Source organism: Vibrio fluminensis (assembly GCF_015278125.1).
Classification (GTDB): domain Bacteria; phylum Pseudomonadota; class Gammaproteobacteria; order Enterobacterales; family Vibrionaceae; genus Vibrio; species Vibrio fluminensis.
Map to the genome: position 1 here is coordinate 1 of NZ_JADILO010000053.1, position 16,947 is coordinate 16,947.

General features: G+C 46.6%; 17 protein-coding genes and 1 riboswitch. Of the genes, 7 read left to right on the plus strand and 10 right to left on the minus strand.

The window, feature by feature from the left end; all coding sequences use genetic code 11:
- Positions 1 to 159: 159 nt before the first annotated feature.
- Positions 160 to 1,179, minus strand: a complete 1,020-nt coding sequence (gene fbp, locus IRQ95_RS21390) for a class 1 fructose-bisphosphatase (RefSeq protein WP_194439753.1) — start codon at positions 1,177 to 1,179, stop codon at positions 160 to 162.
- A gap of 293 nt (positions 1,180 to 1,472) precedes the next feature.
- Between fbp and mpl the strand changes: the two genes are divergently transcribed.
- The 5 genes from mpl to thiQ all read left to right on the plus strand — a co-directional run bounded on the left by mpl (position 1,473) and on the right by thiQ (position 7,009).
- Positions 1,473 to 2,825, plus strand: a complete 1,353-nt coding sequence (gene mpl / locus IRQ95_RS21395; RefSeq protein ID WP_194439755.1) for a UDP-N-acetylmuramate:L-alanyl-gamma-D-glutamyl-meso-diaminopimelate ligase — start codon at positions 1,473 to 1,475, stop codon at positions 2,823 to 2,825.
- A 6-nt stretch (positions 2,826 to 2,831) separates the two neighbouring features.
- Positions 2,832 to 3,458, plus strand: coding sequence for a flavin prenyltransferase UbiX (locus IRQ95_RS21400; RefSeq protein WP_194439757.1), 627 nt, complete (start codon positions 2,832 to 2,834; stop codon positions 3,456 to 3,458).
- 84 nt (positions 3,459 to 3,542) lie between these two features.
- Positions 3,543 to 3,651: riboswitch (TPP riboswitch) on the plus strand.
- Between the two features lie 63 nt (positions 3,652 to 3,714).
- Complete coding sequence (gene thiB / locus IRQ95_RS21405) at positions 3,715 to 4,707, plus strand: thiamine ABC transporter substrate binding subunit (protein WP_194439759.1); 993 nt, start codon at positions 3,715 to 3,717, stop codon at positions 4,705 to 4,707.
- 9 nt (positions 4,708 to 4,716) lie between these two features.
- Positions 4,717 to 6,318 carry a thiamine/thiamine pyrophosphate ABC transporter permease ThiP gene (gene thiP / locus IRQ95_RS21410; RefSeq protein ID WP_194439761.1) on the plus strand — a complete coding sequence of 534 codons (1,602 nt, stop codon included), beginning with the start codon at positions 4,717 to 4,719 and terminating at the stop codon, positions 6,316 to 6,318.
- A complete protein-coding gene (gene thiQ / locus IRQ95_RS21415; protein ID WP_194439763.1) occupies positions 6,305 to 7,009 on the plus strand; it encodes a thiamine ABC transporter ATP-binding protein in 705 nt (234 codons plus the stop codon). Before thiP ends, thiQ begins: the two co-directional genes overlap by 14 nt.
- Positions 7,010 to 7,092: 83 nt before the next feature.
- On the opposite strand, the gene yjgA is transcribed toward thiQ, so the two are convergent.
- Entirely contained in the window at positions 7,093 to 7,620 is a 528-nt protein-coding gene (gene yjgA / locus IRQ95_RS21420; protein ID WP_194439765.1) for a ribosome biogenesis factor YjgA, read from the minus strand.
- A gap of 109 nt (positions 7,621 to 7,729) precedes the next feature.
- On the opposite strand from yjgA, the gene pmbA reads away from it, so the two are divergent.
- Positions 7,730 to 9,073: a metalloprotease PmbA gene (gene pmbA, locus IRQ95_RS21425; RefSeq protein ID WP_194439767.1), complete on the plus strand. Its 1,344-nt coding sequence runs from the start codon at positions 7,730 to 7,732 to the stop codon at positions 9,071 to 9,073.
- 82 nt (positions 9,074 to 9,155) lie between these two features.
- Here the strand turns inward: pmbA and ruvX are convergent, their stop codons facing one another.
- The 8 genes from ruvX to metK all read right to left on the minus strand — a co-directional run bounded on the left by ruvX (position 9,156) and on the right by metK (position 15,696).
- A complete protein-coding gene (gene ruvX, locus IRQ95_RS21430; protein ID WP_194439769.1) occupies positions 9,156 to 9,584 on the minus strand; it encodes a Holliday junction resolvase RuvX in 429 nt (142 codons plus the stop codon).
- A 56-nt stretch (positions 9,585 to 9,640) separates the two neighbouring features.
- Positions 9,641 to 10,204: a YqgE/AlgH family protein gene (locus IRQ95_RS21435; protein WP_194439771.1), complete on the minus strand. Its 564-nt coding sequence runs from the start codon at positions 10,202 to 10,204 to the stop codon at positions 9,641 to 9,643.
- A gap of 54 nt (positions 10,205 to 10,258) precedes the next feature.
- Positions 10,259 to 11,206 carry a glutathione synthase gene (gene gshB, locus IRQ95_RS21440; protein WP_194439773.1) on the minus strand — a complete coding sequence of 316 codons (948 nt, stop codon included), beginning with the start codon at positions 11,204 to 11,206 and terminating at the stop codon, positions 10,259 to 10,261.
- A gap of 12 nt (positions 11,207 to 11,218) precedes the next feature.
- Positions 11,219 to 11,950, minus strand: a complete 732-nt coding sequence (gene rsmE / locus IRQ95_RS21445) for a 16S rRNA (uracil(1498)-N(3))-methyltransferase (RefSeq protein ID WP_194439775.1) — start codon at positions 11,948 to 11,950, stop codon at positions 11,219 to 11,221.
- Positions 11,951 to 12,058: 108 nt separating this feature from the next.
- On the minus strand, positions 12,059 to 12,778 hold the full coding sequence (locus IRQ95_RS21450) for an endonuclease (protein ID WP_194439777.1): 720 nt from the start codon (positions 12,776 to 12,778) through the stop codon (positions 12,059 to 12,061).
- A 75-nt stretch (positions 12,779 to 12,853) separates the two neighbouring features.
- Positions 12,854 to 13,351 (minus strand): SprT family zinc-dependent metalloprotease, encoded by a 498-nt coding sequence (locus IRQ95_RS21455; protein ID WP_194439779.1) that lies wholly within the window; start codon positions 13,349 to 13,351, stop codon positions 12,854 to 12,856.
- A gap of 84 nt (positions 13,352 to 13,435) precedes the next feature.
- A complete protein-coding gene (locus IRQ95_RS21460; protein WP_194439781.1) occupies positions 13,436 to 14,236 on the minus strand; it encodes a DUF2189 domain-containing protein in 801 nt (266 codons plus the stop codon).
- Between the two features lie 305 nt (positions 14,237 to 14,541).
- A complete protein-coding gene (gene metK / locus IRQ95_RS21465) occupies positions 14,542 to 15,696 on the minus strand; it encodes a methionine adenosyltransferase (protein WP_194439783.1) in 1,155 nt (384 codons plus the stop codon).
- A gap of 320 nt (positions 15,697 to 16,016) precedes the next feature.
- Here metK and IRQ95_RS21470 point away from each other — a divergent pair.
- On the plus strand, positions 16,017 to 16,947 hold a 931-nt coding region (locus IRQ95_RS21470; RefSeq protein WP_348541640.1), incomplete at its 3' end, for a thiamine pyrophosphate-dependent enzyme.

The window sequence follows — 16,947 nt, forward strand, 5'->3', positions numbered from 1 at the left end:
TTCTGTATGCCTATGTAATGAATGGAAGCTTCTGCGCACGGTATAACAAAAAATATCGCGATCGCGACCTACGGTCGCTTCCAAAAAAGAACCCCGCTTGAAAAAGCGGGGTTCGTCATCAATCTGAAGCGCCTACAGGCGCTTTTTCATCGATTAATATTATGAGCGGTCGTCGCGATATATTTCTATAAACTCTTCTACTTTACTCACCATATTTTTTGAACCCACTACAAACGGTACGCGTTGATGCAACTCTGTTGGCTTTATATCCATAATGCGTTTAACGCCATCAGAGGCGGTACCACCTGCTTGCTCGACAATATAAGCCATTGGATTGCATTCATATAATAAGCGCAGTTTGCCATTTGGATGGCTTTGAGTACTTGGATATAGGTAAACACCACCTTTTAGTAAGTTACGGTGGAAATCCGCGACGAGTGAACCAATGTAACGTGAAGTATAAGGACGATTGGTTGCTGAATCATTTTCTTGGCAGTACTTAATGTACTTTTTAATCCCCATTGGGAAGCGGGTGTAATTGCCTTCGTTGATCGAATAAATCTGTCCGTCTTGAGGGATCATCATGTTCTCATGAGATAAACAGAAAGTGCCAAGGGAAGGGTCATAGGTAAAGCCATTGACACCATTGCCCGTGGTGTACACTAGCATGGTTGATGAACCATAAATTACATAGCCTGCCGCAACCTGTTTGTTGCCAGGTTGCAAAAAGTCTTCTTGAGTAGGTGGCGTACCAATTGGTGATACGCGACGATAGATCGAGAAGATGGTGCCTACAGAGACGTTCACATCAATGTTTGATGATCCATCGAGAGGATCCATAAGCACGACATATTTGGCGTTCTTGTTGAGCTCTTTATTAAACGCCACCGCTTCATCTTCTTCTTCACTTGCGACGCCACATACTTGATCGCGCGCTTCCAATGCGGCTTTGAACTTCTCATTGGCGTATAAGTCGAGTTTTTGTTGTTCCTCGCCTTGTACGTTTTCTGCGCCTACAGAGCCCGTTATATCAGCAAGACCTGCTTTGTTAATCTCTCGGTTAACAATTTTAGCAGCAAGTCGAATTGAAGAGAGTAACGAAGATAGATCGCCACTTGCGTGCGGGAAGTCTGCTTGTTTCTCAACGATGAATTCGCCAAGGGTGCGCATTCCAGACATGATGTTTCCTTTTCATTTTAGCAATTGGGGCTTAAAGATAGTGGGCTTTCTGCGACGCCTCACTGGTTCTATTAAGTGTAAGACGTAGATCTTTTTATGGGTACTGAAGTAACTGATTGAGATCGCAATTTATTTATATGAAAAAGGCTGACTTACAGCGCAAGGTTTACTCACGGAAGATGAAACAAAATTAGACGTTGTGAGCTAAATTTGCGTGATCAAAAGGGTTCGCTTTTCTGAACATAATCGCCATAATGAAGCGGTTAATTTTCGCGTAATACAAGGTTTAGTTTATGCATATTCATATCTTGGGGATCTGTGGCACCTTTATGGGTGGTGCGGCAATGTTAGCGCGCCAACTTGGCCATAAAGTGACGGGGAGTGACGCAAACGTTTACCCACCCATGAGCACTATGCTTGAGTCTCAAGGTATTGAAATTATAGAAGGTTTCGATCCAAAGCAACTTAACCCAGCACCGGATCTCGTTGTCATTGGCAATGCGATGAGCCGTGGCAACCCGTGCGTTGAATATGTACTAAATAATAATCTGCGCTACACCTCAGGCCCGCAGTGGTTACAAGAGTTCTTGTTGCACGATCGTTGGGTGTTAGCGGTGTCTGGTACCCATGGAAAAACCACCACTTCAAGCATGTTAGCCTGGGTTTTAGAAGAGTGTGGTTATCAGCCCGGCTTCCTCGTTGGTGGGGTGTTAGGCAATTTTGGTATTTCAGCTCGATTAGGCGAAAGCATGTTTTTTGTTGTCGAAGCAGACGAATATGATAGTGCTTTTTTTGATAAGCGTTCAAAGTTTGTTCACTATCACCCACGTACGTTAGTGATGAATAACCTTGAGTTCGATCATGCAGATATTTTTGATGATCTTGAGGCGATAAAGCGACAATTCCATCATTTGGTGCGTACAGTTCCAGGCAATGGTCGAATTCTCGCACCAATTAAAGATCAAGCACTTGCTGATGTACTAGGGCGTGGTTGCTGGAGCGAAAAAGAGTTTACCGGTGAGAATGGCGATTGGCGCGCAGAGAAAACCAATAAAGATGGATCTGAATTTAGTGTTTATCTGCAAGATAAACATGTTGGTACGGTGAAGTGGGACCTAGTCGGTGATCATAATGTCGACAATGCCTTAATGGCAATCGCTGCTGCTCGTCATGTTGGTGTTACGCCAGATCTGGCTTGTGAAGCGTTAGGTAAGTTTATCAACACGAAACGCCGTTTAGAGCTCAAAGGCGAGGTCAATGGTATCACCGTTTATGATGATTTCGCTCATCACCCTACAGCGATTGAACTGACCAGTGGTGGTTTGCGTAACAAGGTCGGTACAGACAAGATTATTGCTGTGCTTGAGCCTCGCTCCGCCACCATGAAGCGCGGCGTTCACAAAGAAACTTTAGCCGCTTCTTTATACCATGTTGATGAAGTCTACCTCTATCAGCCGGAAGGCATTGAATGGTCGGTGCAAGAGATTGCAGAGCAATGCTCACAACCTGCATTTAGCAGTGACGATATTGATCAAATGGTTGAGCAGATTGTGGCGAGTGCCAAACCAGGCGATCATATTTTAGTGATGAGTAATGGTGGCTTTGAAGGTATTCATGGGAAGCTTTTGGCTAAACTAGCGGAATAATAGTTAATGACTAAGCAAGATAGCAAAGCCATCACCCTCGCTTTTACCGGAGCTTCAGGCGCACCCTATGGGTTGCGTCTGCTTGAGTGCTTACTCGCGGCGGATTATCAGGTTTATCTGCTGATCTCATCGGCGGCGCGGGTGGTGCTCGCCACAGAGCATGGTTTAAAACTACCTGGTGCTCCAGATGCCGCCAAACAAGCGTTGGTTGAACATCTAAATTGCGACCCAGAAAAATTGGTGGTGTGTGGTAAGGACGATTGGTTCTCACCAGTGGCGTCAGGGTCTGCCGCACCCAAGCAAATGGTAGTATGCCCATGCTCGGCAGGCAGTGTGGCCGCAATTGCCCATGGCATGTCGGATAACCTAATTGAACGTGCAGCGGATGTGGTTATGAAGGAGCGGGGGCAACTGCTGCTGGTGGTACGTGAAACGCCTTTTTCTACCCTGCATTTAGAAAATATGCATAAGTTATCGCAGATGGGCGTGACGATTATGCCAGCGGCGCCGGGTTTTTATCATCAACCGAAAACCATAGAGGACCTGATTGATTTTATGGTCGCACGGATTTTGGATCATCTAGGCGTTGAGCAGGGATTAGTGCCGCGTTGGGGGTATGATCAACGTCCTTAGGCATTCTTTGCCACATTTGCTGCATTACTCTATTTTATGTTGATTGATTGTAGCTATTGATAATCGGAATGATTACAATCCATCCGAAACTCATCGGGGAGCAAAGTGCTGAGCACTGGCTGAGATCGACCTTTGTCGGGACCCGTGACCTGAACCAGATAATGCTGGCGTAGGAATTGAGTCAGGATAATTGATGATTATGGATAATTAAGCCTCGACTTCAAACCTGTGCCGCTCAACCTTTGGAGAGCGAACAGTGAAAACCACTCTAACAGCCCTAGCGATCGCTTGTGCTTCCTTCTCGGTATTTGCCGCAGACAATACACTGACTATCTACACTTACGACTCTTTCGCCGCTGACTGGGGCCCGGCTCCTGCAGTGAAAAAGGCCTTTGAGGCGCAATGTAACGGCTGTGAAGTGAACTTTGTTGCCCTCGATGATGGTGTCTCTATTCTTAACCGTCTGCGTTTGGAAAACGGTAACAGCAAAGCGGATATCGTATTAGGTTTGGACAACAACCTAATGGCAGAGGCGAAGAAAACTGGCTTTTTGGCTGAGCATTCGGTGGATACTTCAAGTGTCACCATTCCTGGAGGCTGGAAAGATTCTACTTTTGTCCCTTATGACTTTAGCTACTTTGCCTTTGTCTACAACACCGAGAAACTTGCCAATCCACCGACCAGTCTAAAAGAGTTGGTTGAGCAGCGTGATGATCTAAAAGTTATCTACCAAGATCCGCGTACCTCGACGCCGGGGCAAGGCTTTATGTTGTGGATGAAGTCAGTCTATGGCGATGACGTTGCTGCAGCTTGGCAAAAGATCGCTAAGAAAACGGTAACCGTAACCAAAGGTTGGTCGGAAGCGTATTCTATGTTCCTTGAGGGGGAAGCGGATATGGTTCTGTCATACACAACATCACCTGCTTACCATCTGATTGCTGAAAAAGATAAGCGCTTTGCGGCCGCTAACTTCTCTGAAGGTCATTACACCCAAGTTGAAGTGGCAGCGAAAGTTAAAGGCTCGCAAAACCCAGAGTTAGCCGATCAATTTATGCAGTTTATTCTGAGCGAAGGGTTCCAATCGGCAATGCCAACTGGCAACTGGATGTATCCGGTTACTGATATCAAATTGCCGCAAGGGTATGAAGCTTTGACTGTGCCAACTAGGGCACTCAGCTTTACTTCCGATGAAGTCGCTGCGCAGCGTAAAGCCTGGATCCGCGAATGGCAAAGCGCATTAACTCGATAGGATGTTTGCTTGAATCGTACGCCTAAAATCGGGCTAGTGGTCGCGGTGCTTATCGCGGCCTTTGTTTTTTCAGCCCTTGCTGCTTTGTTTCATGCAGCACCTTCGCTTAATGTTCTTTCGGTATGGCAAGATCCGTACTACCGCCATGTGACACAATTTAGCTTCTATCAATCGTTTCTTTCAACGCTGCTCAGCGTCGGTTTGGCTTTGCCGGTTGCCCACGCGTTGTCTAAGCGTGATTTTAAAGGCAAAAATCTATTATTGAGGTTATTCAGTTCAACTTTAGTGTTGCCTGTTTTGGTGGGGGTTTTTGGTCTGTTAGCCATTTACGGCAATTCGGGGTTGTTCGCCGATCTATTCGCCTATTTGGGCGGGGAGCTGCCTTTCTCTATCTACGGGCTGAACGGTATTTTACTCGCCCACGCATTCTTTAATTTGCCTTACGCTGCCCGGCTTTTATTGCAGGCTTTAGAGTCGATTCCGCAAGAGCAGCATAAGCTGTGCGCGCACCTTGGGATGAGTCAGTGGCAGAAATTTAAGTGGGTTGAGTGGCCACGTTTACGTCAGCAGCTGCCTCATGTCTCAGGCTTAGTCTTTATGCTGTGTTTTACCAGTTTCGCCACCGTGATGGCACTGGGTGGTGGCCCGAAATCGACGACGATTGAACTGGCCATCTACCAAGCGATTAAGTTTGATTTTGACCTTCAAGCTGGCGCATTGCTGGCCATTTGGCAGATGCTACTTTGTGGTGTGTTAGCACTTACTATCCAAAGGTTAGCTAAGCCAGTTGCGGTGAGTGGTGGCTCGACTCGTCAGCAGCGTTATTTGGTAAATGATTCGCTTGGATGGCGCATTTGGGATGGCGTTTGGATTACTATGGCGAGCTTACTGGTGGTACCTCCGCTTTTGGTGGTGATCATCAGTGGTTTGAACTCACAGCTCGCTAACGTATTGAGTGACTCCCGTTTTTGGCAAGCATTATTGGCTTCACTGCAAGTGGCTGGTGTGGCGAGTGTGATTGCTCTATCTGCCGGTCTGGCGGTGTTAACTACCAGCCGTCGTCTACGTCTGAACCACAAGGGGCGCCGTGCCGATCAGATTGAATTGTTGGGGACCATCATTTTAGTCACGCCAGGGCTGGTGATTTCTACCGGGCTGTTTTTACTACTGCGCAATGTTACCGATGTGTTCAGTATGGCGTTTTTTATTGTTGTCGCGGTCAATGCTTTAATGGGCTTGCCTTATGTAGTGAAAACCCTTTCGCAGCCAATGCTGCAAATTGAGCAGCAATACCAATATCTAGCCGCAAGTCTGGGGCTAAAAGGCTGGCAACGCTTTAAAGTGGTTGAATGGCGCGGATTGAAAAAGCCAATGGCGCACGCCTTTGCGATCAGTTTTATGTTGGCCATTGGGGATCTTGGCGCGATTGCTTTATTTGGCGGACAAGAGTTTCGCACGCTGCCTTTGTATCTATTCCAACTGTTAGGCAGCTACCAAATGGAAGCGGCTGGGGTGGTTTCTTTGACCTTGCTGGTATTAAGCGTGGTCTGTTTTACCTTGATTGAAAAACTGTTCAAAGCGGATGCAAAGGTTAGCCATGATAAACATTAAGCAAGTTCACTATACCTATCACAATCAGCCGTTTGATTTTGATTTGCAGATAGCTTCAGGCTCGATCTGCGCATTAATGGGACCAAGTGGAGCGGGTAAGTCGACACTACTTGCGTTAATGGCTGGGTTTATTGAACCACTTCGCGGCGATATAGAAGCCGCTGGCGACTCATTGATTGGTAAAGCGCCACACCAAAGACCGGTAGCAATGTTGTTTCAAGAGCACAACTTATTTGCCCATCTGAGCGTTAGAGAGAATATTGGTTTAGGATTACATCCTGGTTTGAAACTTACCCTTGAACAACGTCAGCAAGTTGAGCAGGCAGCAAAACAGGTGGGCGTGGGTGAGTTTCTTGATCGTCTACCAGAGCAACTCTCAGGTGGACAACGTCAGCGAGTAGCACTCGCGCGCTGTTTTGTTCAGCCACACCCCATTTGGCTACTGGATGAACCTTTTTCTGCGCTTGACCCACTTTTACGTGAAGAAATGTTGAGCTTAGTTCAGCGCTTAGCGAGTGAGCGTAATTTAACGGTGGTGATGGTGACGCATCATGTCAGTGATGCCCGAGCTATCGCCAGTGATTTTGCTTTTATCAATCATGGCAAAATTTCGGTCGCGGACAGTATTGACCAGTTGAGTGCTGAGCATGCGAATAGTGAACTCGCCGCATTTGTCAAAGCGGGGCATTGATCGGGTCATAGCAGATTCTAAAAACAAAAAAGGTTGCCGAATGGGCAACCTTTTTACTATCGCGACGCGTTTAAAAGCAAAGCTTATAATTCTTCGTCGTTTAGTTCTTTAATCATTTGGAAAATTTCACGGTACGCCTTTGGTGGCTTGTTCGATGATTTTTCTTTTGCTGCTTGACGAGCTAGCTGGCGTAGACGTTGACGGTCTGCCGCTGGGTAAAGCGCCATCACTTCGTCAATTGCTGCGTCGCCTTGCTCAACAACACGATCACGCAGTTGCTCAAGCTTGTGCAGTACCGCTGTGTTCTGTGAGTGCTTATTACGAATTTTGTCCAGTGCCGCTTGAATCGGTTCTGGATCCTCGTAACGCATCAATTTACCAATACGTTGCAATTGACGACGACGCGCTTCGTTTTTGAAACGTTGTGCATCATGAATTGCTTCCGCTAGATCTTCACTCAATGGGAATTTTTTCAGCGTAGAAGGTTTTAGACCAACCAGTTCTTCGCCCAACTTTTGCAACTCTTCCATATCGCGCTTCATCTCGGATTTACTAACCCAGATGATCTCTTCTTCCGGTTCCCATGGCGCTTTTTGATTTTTACGTGCCATCTGTTTTGCCTTATTTGACTATCTATTCCTCTATTTTAACAAGAATCGTGGGGAGAAAGCGAAATTCTTGTTATCCTAGAAGCAATACTCACCAATATTTAGATGAAATATGGACGTAAAAGAGCAAGTCGCTCAGCAACGTGCTGAGCTAGAAGCTGCAGTAGCGAAAGCGCTGGAGATGGCAGCAGTCAAAGCTGATGCCGCAGAAGTTGCCATTACTAAGTCTACGGGCTTAAGTGTTTCTACCCGTATGTGCGAAGTGGAAAATGTGGAATTCAATAGCGATGGTGCGCTGGGTATTACTGTTTACCGTGGTCAACGTAAAGGCAGTGCATCGACTTCTGATTTGAGTGAGAAGGCGATTCAGCAAACCGTATTAGCGGCGTTAGACATCGCGCAATATACTTCTGAAGATCCTTGTGCGGGTCCTGCGCCAAAAGAATTAATGGTGCAAGATATCCCGGATCTTGACTTGTTCCACCCTGATACGCCCGATCCTGATTACGCGGCGAAAGTGGCAATTGCTGCAGAGGAGCGTGCATTAGCGTTCAGCAGTAAGATCAAGCAAAGTGATGGTGCGAGCTACGATAGTCACTACGGCGTGAAAGTGTATGGTAACAGCCATGGCTTACTGGCTAGCTATGCTAGCAGTCGTCACAGCACTAGCTGTTGTGTGATTGGTCAAGGCGCCAATGGCGAAATGGAGCGCGACTATAGCTACACCATGGCACGTCATAAAGACGATCTATGGACACCGGAGCAAGTCGGCGAACAAGCCGCAGAAAAGACGGTAAGTCGCTTAGACGCAAAACGTCTTGCAACCGGTAAATACCCGGTGATGTTTGCTGCCGATGTTGCGACAGGTCTGTTAGGTCATCTAGTGATGGCGATCAGCGGTGGTAATCTTTACCGTAAATCATCATTTCTACTTGATCACCTAGGTGAGCAAATTCTACCAAGCTGGTTTAACTTATCAGAGCGTCCACATGTCTTACGTGGTTTAGCGTCTAGCCCGTTTGATAGTGAAGGTGTTTACACCCGTGATACGGAAATTATCACCGATGGTGTCTTAGCTACGTACCTCTTAACCAGTTATGCGGCGCGTAAGATGAACATGACTCCAACGGGTCATGCTGGCGGCATTCATAACTGTTACGTTAAATCGACGGGGCAGAACTTTGAGCAGATGCTAAAAGAGCTAGGCACGGGTCTTTTGGTCACAGAAGTTATGGGGCAGGGCGTGAACGTAGTGACGGGTGATTACTCACGTGGAGCGGCGGGTTTCTGGGTAGAGAATGGCCAGATTCAATACCCTGTGTCTGAAATTACTATTGCCGGTAATTTGAAAGATATGTATCAGCAGATTGTCGCGGTTGGTAGTGACGTTGAAACGCGTTCACAGATCCAGACAGGGTCTATCCTGCTCGAAACCATGAAGGTTGCGGGCGAGTAACGACACTCCACTCGAAACGAAAAATCCCAAGCGTTCGGCTTGGGATTTTTGTATTCAGCGAATTTTCACGTTGTGGGTTTTATTATTCACCCCACTGGGCTTCAAACCAACTTTCGAGAATGATCACGGCTGATTGGCAATCAACATTGCCTTTGGTTAGGGCTTTATAACCGCCCATAGCAAATAGATCTGCGCGTGCTTCGGTGGTGGAGAGGCGTTCATCGTGCAGCTCTACAGGTAGGCCAAAGCGCCCTTTAAGCCGATTGGCAAATTTTTTCGCACGTGGTGTTATCGTCTCGAGATCTTTGCCGTGCAAATCGGTTGGTAAACCCACCACTAATAGATTTGGTTGCCACTCTTTGATCTGCTTTTCAATGTCATCCCAGTTTGGGATGCCGTCATTCGCTTTAAAAGCTTTAAGTGGTGAGGCGGTGCCAGTGATCTCCTGACCAATCGCACTACCAATGCTTTTGGTACCAAAATCGAAGGCCATGATGCTTCTATTAGACATAGTTTACTTCTAATTAATATTTAAAGGAGTGAATTACCAGCATGTATCACAGCCAGTTAAGCGTGGCCTACATCGCTAGATAGTTGCGCGACATCAATGCCCAGCATTTGTACCGCTTTTTGCCAGCGCTCTTTTACCGGAGTTTCAAAGATAACGCTAGGGTCTGCTTCTACGGTGAGCCAGGAGTTTTCAGCCAATTCGATTTCTAACTGTCCTGCTTCCCAGCCCGAGTAACCGAGTGCGACTAAGTAGTGATTGGGTTCAGCTTCTGTCCCCAAGACACCTAAGATATCTTTTGAGGTGGTGACCGAGATTTGATCGGTCATTTGAATACTCGACTCGTAACGATCTTTCGGTTGATGCAAAATAAAACCACGATCTTCAGAGACTGGACCACCATTAAGCACAGGCATCGCCAAGTTTTCAGTTCTTAGCTGGGGATGAACTGGCTGGACATCGACTTGTTCCAACATCTTTCCGACAGTGATCTCAATCGGTGAGCTGATCATTAGCCCCATGGCACCATCTTGATTGTGTTCGCAAATGTAGATGACACTGCGTTTAAAATAGGGATCTTTCATCCCTGGCATTGCGACCAAAAAGTGGTTAGTTAAATTCATAAGTATCCAGCCTTATGTCAAACCAAGTTGGGGCGACTCGCGCCCCATTGGACTTTATTTTTGAATGCGACGCTCGATAGCATCCATCAACTTGCCTGTAATTGAGATATCGAAAGCGGCTTCGATTTCACGAATACAAGTTGGGCTTGTTACATTGATTTCCGTAAGCTTGTCACCAATAACGTCGAGGCCAACAAAGATCAGACCTTTTTCTTTAAGTGTAGGCGCTACAGCCTCAGCGATCTGTTTATCTGTCTCGCTAAGTGGACGCGCTTCCCCTCGGCCACCAGCCGCTAGGTTACCACGGGTTTCACCTTCGGCAGGAATACGAGCTAGGCAGTAAGGCATTGGCTCGCCATCAACCACTAGAATACGTTTATCACCATTGCTGATATCCGGTACGAAGGTTTGTGCCATCGCATAATTTTGACCGTGGTTAGTCAGTGTCTCGATAATCACAGATACGTTTGGGTCGTTTTCTTTAACGCGGAAAATTGACGCGCCGCCCATACCATCTAGAGGTTTAAGGATCACATCACCATGCTCTTCGCGGAAGGCCTTAATCTTCTCAGCTTTGCGCGTCACAATTGTGGTTGGCGTCAATTCAGGGAACCAAGCGGTAAACAATTTTTCGTTACAGTCGCGCAGGCTTTGCGGTTTGTTAACGATCAGTGCACCTTCATCCTCTGCGCGCTCAAGAATGTATGTCGCGTAGATGTACTCCGTGTCGAAAGGGGGATCTTTACGCATTAATACAGCATCTAAATCCGCCAGCTTAATCGTCTGTTCTGATTTGAACTCATACCAACCATTTGGATCTTCTTTGAGCGCAACCACTTTGGTATCTGCGATAGCGACGCCTTGATCTAGGTGTAGATCATTCATTTCCATGTAGTGGATTTCGTAGCCACGACGTTGGGCTTCTAGCATCATGGCAAAGCTAGAATCTTTTTTAATGTTGATGGACGAAATAGGGTCCATCACAATGCCAAGTTTGATCATGATCTTCTCCGTTTAACCAAGGTCGCCAAAGCGAACTTGCAGGGCTGTAATTACGGTTAACGCTGCAGTTTCAGTGCGCAGTACACGCGGGCCTAACAACGTTTCTTCAAATTGGTATTCTTGCGTCATATCGATCTCTTGGGCAGACAGGCCACCTTCAGGACCAATCAGTAGACGAACTTTTTCCACCGGAGTCGGTAGTGTGTTGATTGAGTATTTCGCGCGTGGGTGTAGGTTGAGTTTCAAGCCGTCGTATTCTTCAGCACACCAATCTTCGAGTTTCATGATTGGGCGGATCTCAGGCACGGTATTACGACCACATTGCTCACACGCACTAATCGCAATCTTTTGCCATTGGTCGAGTTTTTTCTCAAAACGTTTTTGATCCAGCTTCACGCCGCAACGTTCAGAAATAAGAGGTGTAATGGTATTTACACCCAGCTCAACTGACTTTTGGATCGTGAATTCCATTTTATCGCCGCGCGATACCACTTGGCCTAAATGCAGATCCAGAGGCGATTCACTACTGCGTTCAATGCGTTCAGTGACCTCAACCTCAACCGATTTTTTTGATACTGAGCTAATGACTGCTGGAAACTCAGCACCGCTGCCATCAAATAACAACACCTCTTGGCCTGCCTGCATACGCAGTGCACGACCGATATGACCGGCTGCGTCATCGCTCAGAGCAATCACGCCAAGTTGGTGAATAGTTTCAGGGTGGTAAATTCGAGGAATTCGCATGGTGTATCAGTTCCAGCTTAGTTTCTATATCTAAAGGTATAACATGGATGCGTTAAGCAGAAAAAACAAGGGATCGACTGCTTAACGCCATGGTTTAATTATTAATGCTTACAGCTTACGACAAGCTTCAATCACGAATGGATTGTGGTTACCTTGTACTTTAGCAATGCGCTTGTCGCGCTCACATTCCCATTTTTCTGCTGGGTAAGTTTTGTTCCACGCCAACATTAAGTTTTGTTGCTGTTTTGAGAGTTTAAAGCCATATTCTTGGCTCATATACAGGTATGTGCGCGCAATTGAACCACGTGCGCGATCCGGCGGCATCACTTGACGTTGTTTAAAGTTAACCTGCATTTCACAAGAGCCATAGGTTACACCATCAATACCATTCCATTGGCTAAAGTTAAAGTTAGAACGATCGCCGTTCACTTCGCCGATAGCTGGCGTGAGGTTATGTAGATCCGCTTCCATCATCTTGAATTGCTTATCACGGCGAGTGCAGTTTTTACGCCCACCATCTTGCCAACATTGTAGCTGGTGGCCGAACTGCCAAGCCGGTACTACATGTTCCCACTCGATACGTGTTGCGCGGACTTTTTGGGTTTGCTTACGGATTTGGTAGCCACAACCTTCGAGATCGGGCACTCCTTTCTTACCTTGCCAATTGATGTCGCAACCGCAGTAAAAGCTGGTGGCGTAGTTGATATCTTTTTCAAGATCTTTGTAAATACTGACTGCTTCGCGTTTAGCCGCAGAAAAGGAAGTTGGTGGCGCTGCCACAGCACTGCCAGCTGTAACAGCAAGCAATAGACATAAGAGTTTACGCATGAAAAAGTCTTATAAAGGAATGACTTTATGCATGATATCACTCAAATTGGATCTTGTTAGCTGATAATTTAACAATTAAGACAACTGGCGACCGGTGAAGGTAAGTTGCTGATGACATTTTTGACAACGATAACTGGCTTGGTGACGAATCACTTTGTTATGACGTCGAATTGAAAGTGGGTACAAGGTGCATTGGCATTGATATTCAAAGGTTTTGCCTTGTACAGAGAGGGTGGCAAAACTGTGCGTTGTGTTTGCAGCTACGCCAAATACCGCTTCCATTACACCTTGCCACTCTTTGCCATGCGGGCGCACACGCCCATAGACTTGGTACGTGATCAAGTGAGCGACTTCATGAGGAATAACTTCATCGAGAAAAGCTTGCTGGTTTTCCATGAATAGAACCGGATTTAAGCGGACTTCGTTTAGTTGTAAGTAAGCCTTACCTGCTGCCTTACCGCGCAGGCCATAACGCATGATCGGTTTTGGGAAGGTACGTTTAAATGCGTGTTCTGCTAGCTGCAAGCAATGAGCGACTTTCTGCTGCGCTCGATAGCGAAGTTCGATATCCACAACGATTCCGTAAGAGACATAAAAAGACAAACAGCCCAGCAAGTGAGCTGGGCTGATGCATCATAACGTGAACCGTTTGAACTGTTAAGGCTGATGCTTTTTCTTAATCACTTCATGGTAACCATGCCAAGTGGCGTAGCCTAGGATTGGCATGGTAAATAACATGCCAATACCGTAGGTGGCAAAGCCGATCAGAATTCCTCCACAAATTACCGCCGCCCAAACGATCATGGCTGGAATATTCGAACGTACCGCGTTAAAACTGGTAAATACAGCCGTCATCATATCCACTCGACGTTCCATCATCAGTGGAATAGAGAAAGCAGAGATACTAAACACCACACAAGCCAAAACAAATCCCACCATGGATCCAATCACTAAAAACGGTAGGAAATCTGTCAGAGGCGCCCCTTGGACTGAAGGATAAAGCGCATGCAGTAGTGCAGCGATACGCATCCAAAAAATCATACATACAGCCAGTAGTACCGCAAATGCCCATTGTGAACTGGAATTGCGACCGATGGCTTTAATGGAATGGAAAAGACTGGCGTTATGACCGCGCTCTCGCTCCCAACTGGCGTCATAAAGACCCAGAGCAAGAAATGGACCGATCAACATGTAAACCACTAAGCTTGGCATGATGACTAAATGTGTGCCCTGCCATTGGACTAACAGCACAATGCCAACTGCGGCTGCCATAAAACAGAGCCCATAAAAGGCACTGATAATCGGCATGCGTACAAAGTCGTGCAGGCCAAGTGCTAGCCAATGAAATGGTGCACTGATATTGACCGTGTTACAGGGAAAGGTTCGAGCATACTCATGGTTGGGGACCGTTTTCCGCTCTTGTTTCAGTTCTGATGGGTTGTTAACTGTTCGAGGCATGACTCCTCCTTGATTGTCTCTCACTAATGCCACTAGCGCGTGTGGCTATAAATAGCGATGCTGACTAACGCGAGGACATCTTATTGTCGTGAGTCGCATCATGGTTTTGTACGTCACAAATAACATTTAACATTAATTTAACTATTGGCGCAGATGAAAGAATTTACAAATTATTTGCTGGCTGGTGTGCGAGTTGAGGGGAATATTTGGGTAAGAAAAAGCCCTTGCATCGGCAAGGGCTAGAAATAGGAATCGCTTTAACAGTTTGAAATAAAAGGCTTAACAGCCGAAAAACTGAGTAGCAATTATTTGATACCAGCAAACTCACGTAGTAGAGCAGCTTTATCAGTCGCTTCCCATGGGAACTCTTCGCGACCAAAGTGACCGTATGCAGCTGTCTTTTTGTAGATCGGTTGCAGTAGGTTCAACATCTCTTGTAGACCGTATGGGCGTAGGTCGAAGAACTGACGTACCGCTTCAATGATGATGTTGTGCGCTACTTTTTCAGTACCGAAAGTTTCGATCATGATAGACGTTGGATCCGCTACACCGATGGCGTAAGAAAGTTGGATTTCACAACGATCAGCCATGCCTGCCGCAACGATGTTTTTCGCTACGTAACGAGCTGCGTATGCTGCAGAGCGGTCTACTTTCGATGGATCTTTACCAGAGAATGCACCACCACCGTGACGAGCTGCGCCGCCGTAGGTATCAACGATGATCTTACGACCAGTTAGACCACAGTCACCCATAGGACCACCGATCACGAAGCGACCCGTTGGGTTGATAAAGTACTTAGTTTCTTTATCTAGCCACTCTGCAGGTAGAACAGGTTTGATGATCTCTTCCATCACTGCTTCGCGCAGATCTGGTGTAGAGATTGAATCACAGTGCTGAGTTGAAAGTACAACGGCATCGATACCCACGATCTTGCCTTGGTCATACTGGAACGTCACCTGAGATTTTGCATCTGGGCGTAGCCAATCTAGCGTACCGTTTTTACGGACTTCAGCCTGCTTTTGAACTAAAAGGTGTGAGTATGTAATTGGTGCTGGCATTAGCACTTCAGTTTCATTACATGCGTAACCAAACATGATGCCTTGGTCGCCTGCACCTTGCTCTTTAGGATCGGCTTTATCAACACCTTGATTGATGTCAGGAGATTGTTTACCGATAGTGTTCAGGACTGCACAAGAGTTTGCATCAAAGCCCATGTCTGAGTGAACGTAACCAATTTCACGCACGGTTTCACGAGTTAGCTCTTCGATATCTACCCATGCTGAAGTAGTGATTTCACCACCCACCATTACCATACCGGTCTTAACGTAAGTTTCACACGCAACACGTGCTTTCGGGTCTTGTTCTAGGATCGCATCAAGAACAGCATCAGAGATTTGGTCTGCGATTTTATCTGGATGGCCTTCTGAAACAGACTCAGAAGTAAACAGGTGCTTAGCCATGTGAGCTCCATATTTGGTTGAAAGAGCAGGCTTTAGCCTACTCAAAAAATAGCCTTAGGGTGTGTAGGTGTTTCTACATCTAGACGTCTATTTTAAATTTGATAGCTCGAATTACAAGCTCTTTTTCATGAATTTTGTGAAACAAACGTTTGCATGGCTAAATGGAGCAAACGCGAAGTTTGCTTATTTCGCGGCAAAAAAGGCTTTTTTTGTGTTTTTTTTGTCTGGAAAACGTTTGCAGTGCACTAGTCGCTTTGAGAGAATACGCCCACAACAATTCCCCGAACGATTAACTCGCTTACTTGCACTCAGGAGCAGACATGTCTTCTCGTAACGTTTCTTTAAATAGAAAGCTAGCCAATGCAATCCGCGCTCTAAGCATGGATGGTGTTCAACAAGCAAACTCTGGTCACCCAGGCGCACCTATGGGTATGGCAGACATCGCTGAAGTTCTTTGGCGTTCTCACCTAAACCATAATCCAGCGAACCCAGAATGGGCTGATCGCGACCGTTTCGTATTGTCTAACGGTCACGGCTCAATGCTTATCTACTCGCTACTACACCTAAGCGGTTACGAGCTATCAATTGACGATCTGAAAAACTTCCGTCAGCTGCACTCTAAGACGCCAGGTCACCCAGAGTACGGTTACGCGCCAGGTATCGAAACAACCACAGGTCCGCTAGGTCAAGGCATCACCAATGCTGTGGGTATGGCAATGGCTGAGAAAGCACTGGCTGCGCAGTTCAACAAAGAAGGCCACGACATCGTTGACCACCACACTTACGTGTTCATGGGTGACGGCTGTCTAATGGAAGGTATCTCGCACGAGGCATGTTCTCTTGCTGGTACGCTTGGTCTAGGCAAACTGATCGCATTTTGGGATGACAACGGTATCTCTATCGATGGTCATGTAGAAGGCTGGTTCTCTGACGATACACCTAAGCGTTTTGAAGCGTACGGCTGGCACGTAATCCCTGCGGTTGACGGTCACGATGCTGACGCAATCAATGCAGCGATTGAAGCGGCAAAAGCAGACCCTCGCCCTACTCTTATTTGTACTAAAACCATCATCGGTTTTGGTTCACCAAATAAATCAGGCTCTCATGACTGTCACGGTGCACCACTAGGTGCAGAAGAAATCGCAGCAGCGCGTGAATTCCTTGGTTGGGAACACCCTGCATTTGAAATCCCTGCTGACGTGTACGCGCAGTGGGATGCAAAAGCGGCAGGCGCAGATAAAGAAGCGGCTT

Excerpts from the sequence above, each read along its gene's own strand:
- ruvX (WP_194439769.1), bottom strand. The coding sequence starts at position 9,584 with ATGTCTAATAGAAGCATCATGGCCTTCGATTTTGGTACCAAAAGCATT.
- IRQ95_RS21450 (WP_194439777.1), bottom strand. The coding sequence starts at position 12,778 with ATGCGTAAACTCTTATGTCTATTGCTTGCTGTTACAGCTGGCAGTGCT.
- IRQ95_RS21435 (WP_194439771.1), bottom strand. The coding sequence starts at position 10,204 with ATGAATTTAACTAACCACTTTTTGGTCGCAATGCCAGGGATGAAAGAT.
- IRQ95_RS21460 (WP_194439781.1), bottom strand. The coding sequence starts at position 14,236 with ATGCCTCGAACAGTTAACAACCCATCAGAACTGAAACAAGAGCGGAAA.
- rsmE (WP_194439775.1), bottom strand. The coding sequence starts at position 11,950 with ATGCGAATTCCTCGAATTTACCACCCTGAAACTATTCACCAACTTGGC.
- thiQ (WP_194439763.1), top strand. The coding sequence starts at position 6,305 with ATGATAAACATTAAGCAAGTTCACTATACCTATCACAATCAGCCGTTT.
- gshB (WP_194439773.1), bottom strand. The coding sequence starts at position 11,206 with ATGATCAAACTTGGCATTGTGATGGACCCTATTTCGTCCATCAACATT.
- IRQ95_RS21400 (WP_194439757.1), top strand. The coding sequence starts at position 2,832 with ATGACTAAGCAAGATAGCAAAGCCATCACCCTCGCTTTTACCGGAGCT.
- mpl (WP_194439755.1), top strand. The coding sequence starts at position 1,473 with ATGCATATTCATATCTTGGGGATCTGTGGCACCTTTATGGGTGGTGCG.
- metK (WP_194439783.1), bottom strand. The coding sequence starts at position 15,696 with ATGGCTAAGCACCTGTTTACTTCTGAGTCTGTTTCAGAAGGCCATCCA.
- pmbA (WP_194439767.1), top strand. The coding sequence starts at position 7,730 with ATGGACGTAAAAGAGCAAGTCGCTCAGCAACGTGCTGAGCTAGAAGCT.
- fbp (WP_194439753.1), bottom strand. The coding sequence starts at position 1,179 with ATGTCTGGAATGCGCACCCTTGGCGAATTCATCGTTGAGAAACAAGCA.
- yjgA (WP_194439765.1), bottom strand. The coding sequence starts at position 7,620 with ATGGCACGTAAAAATCAAAAAGCGCCATGGGAACCGGAAGAAGAGATC.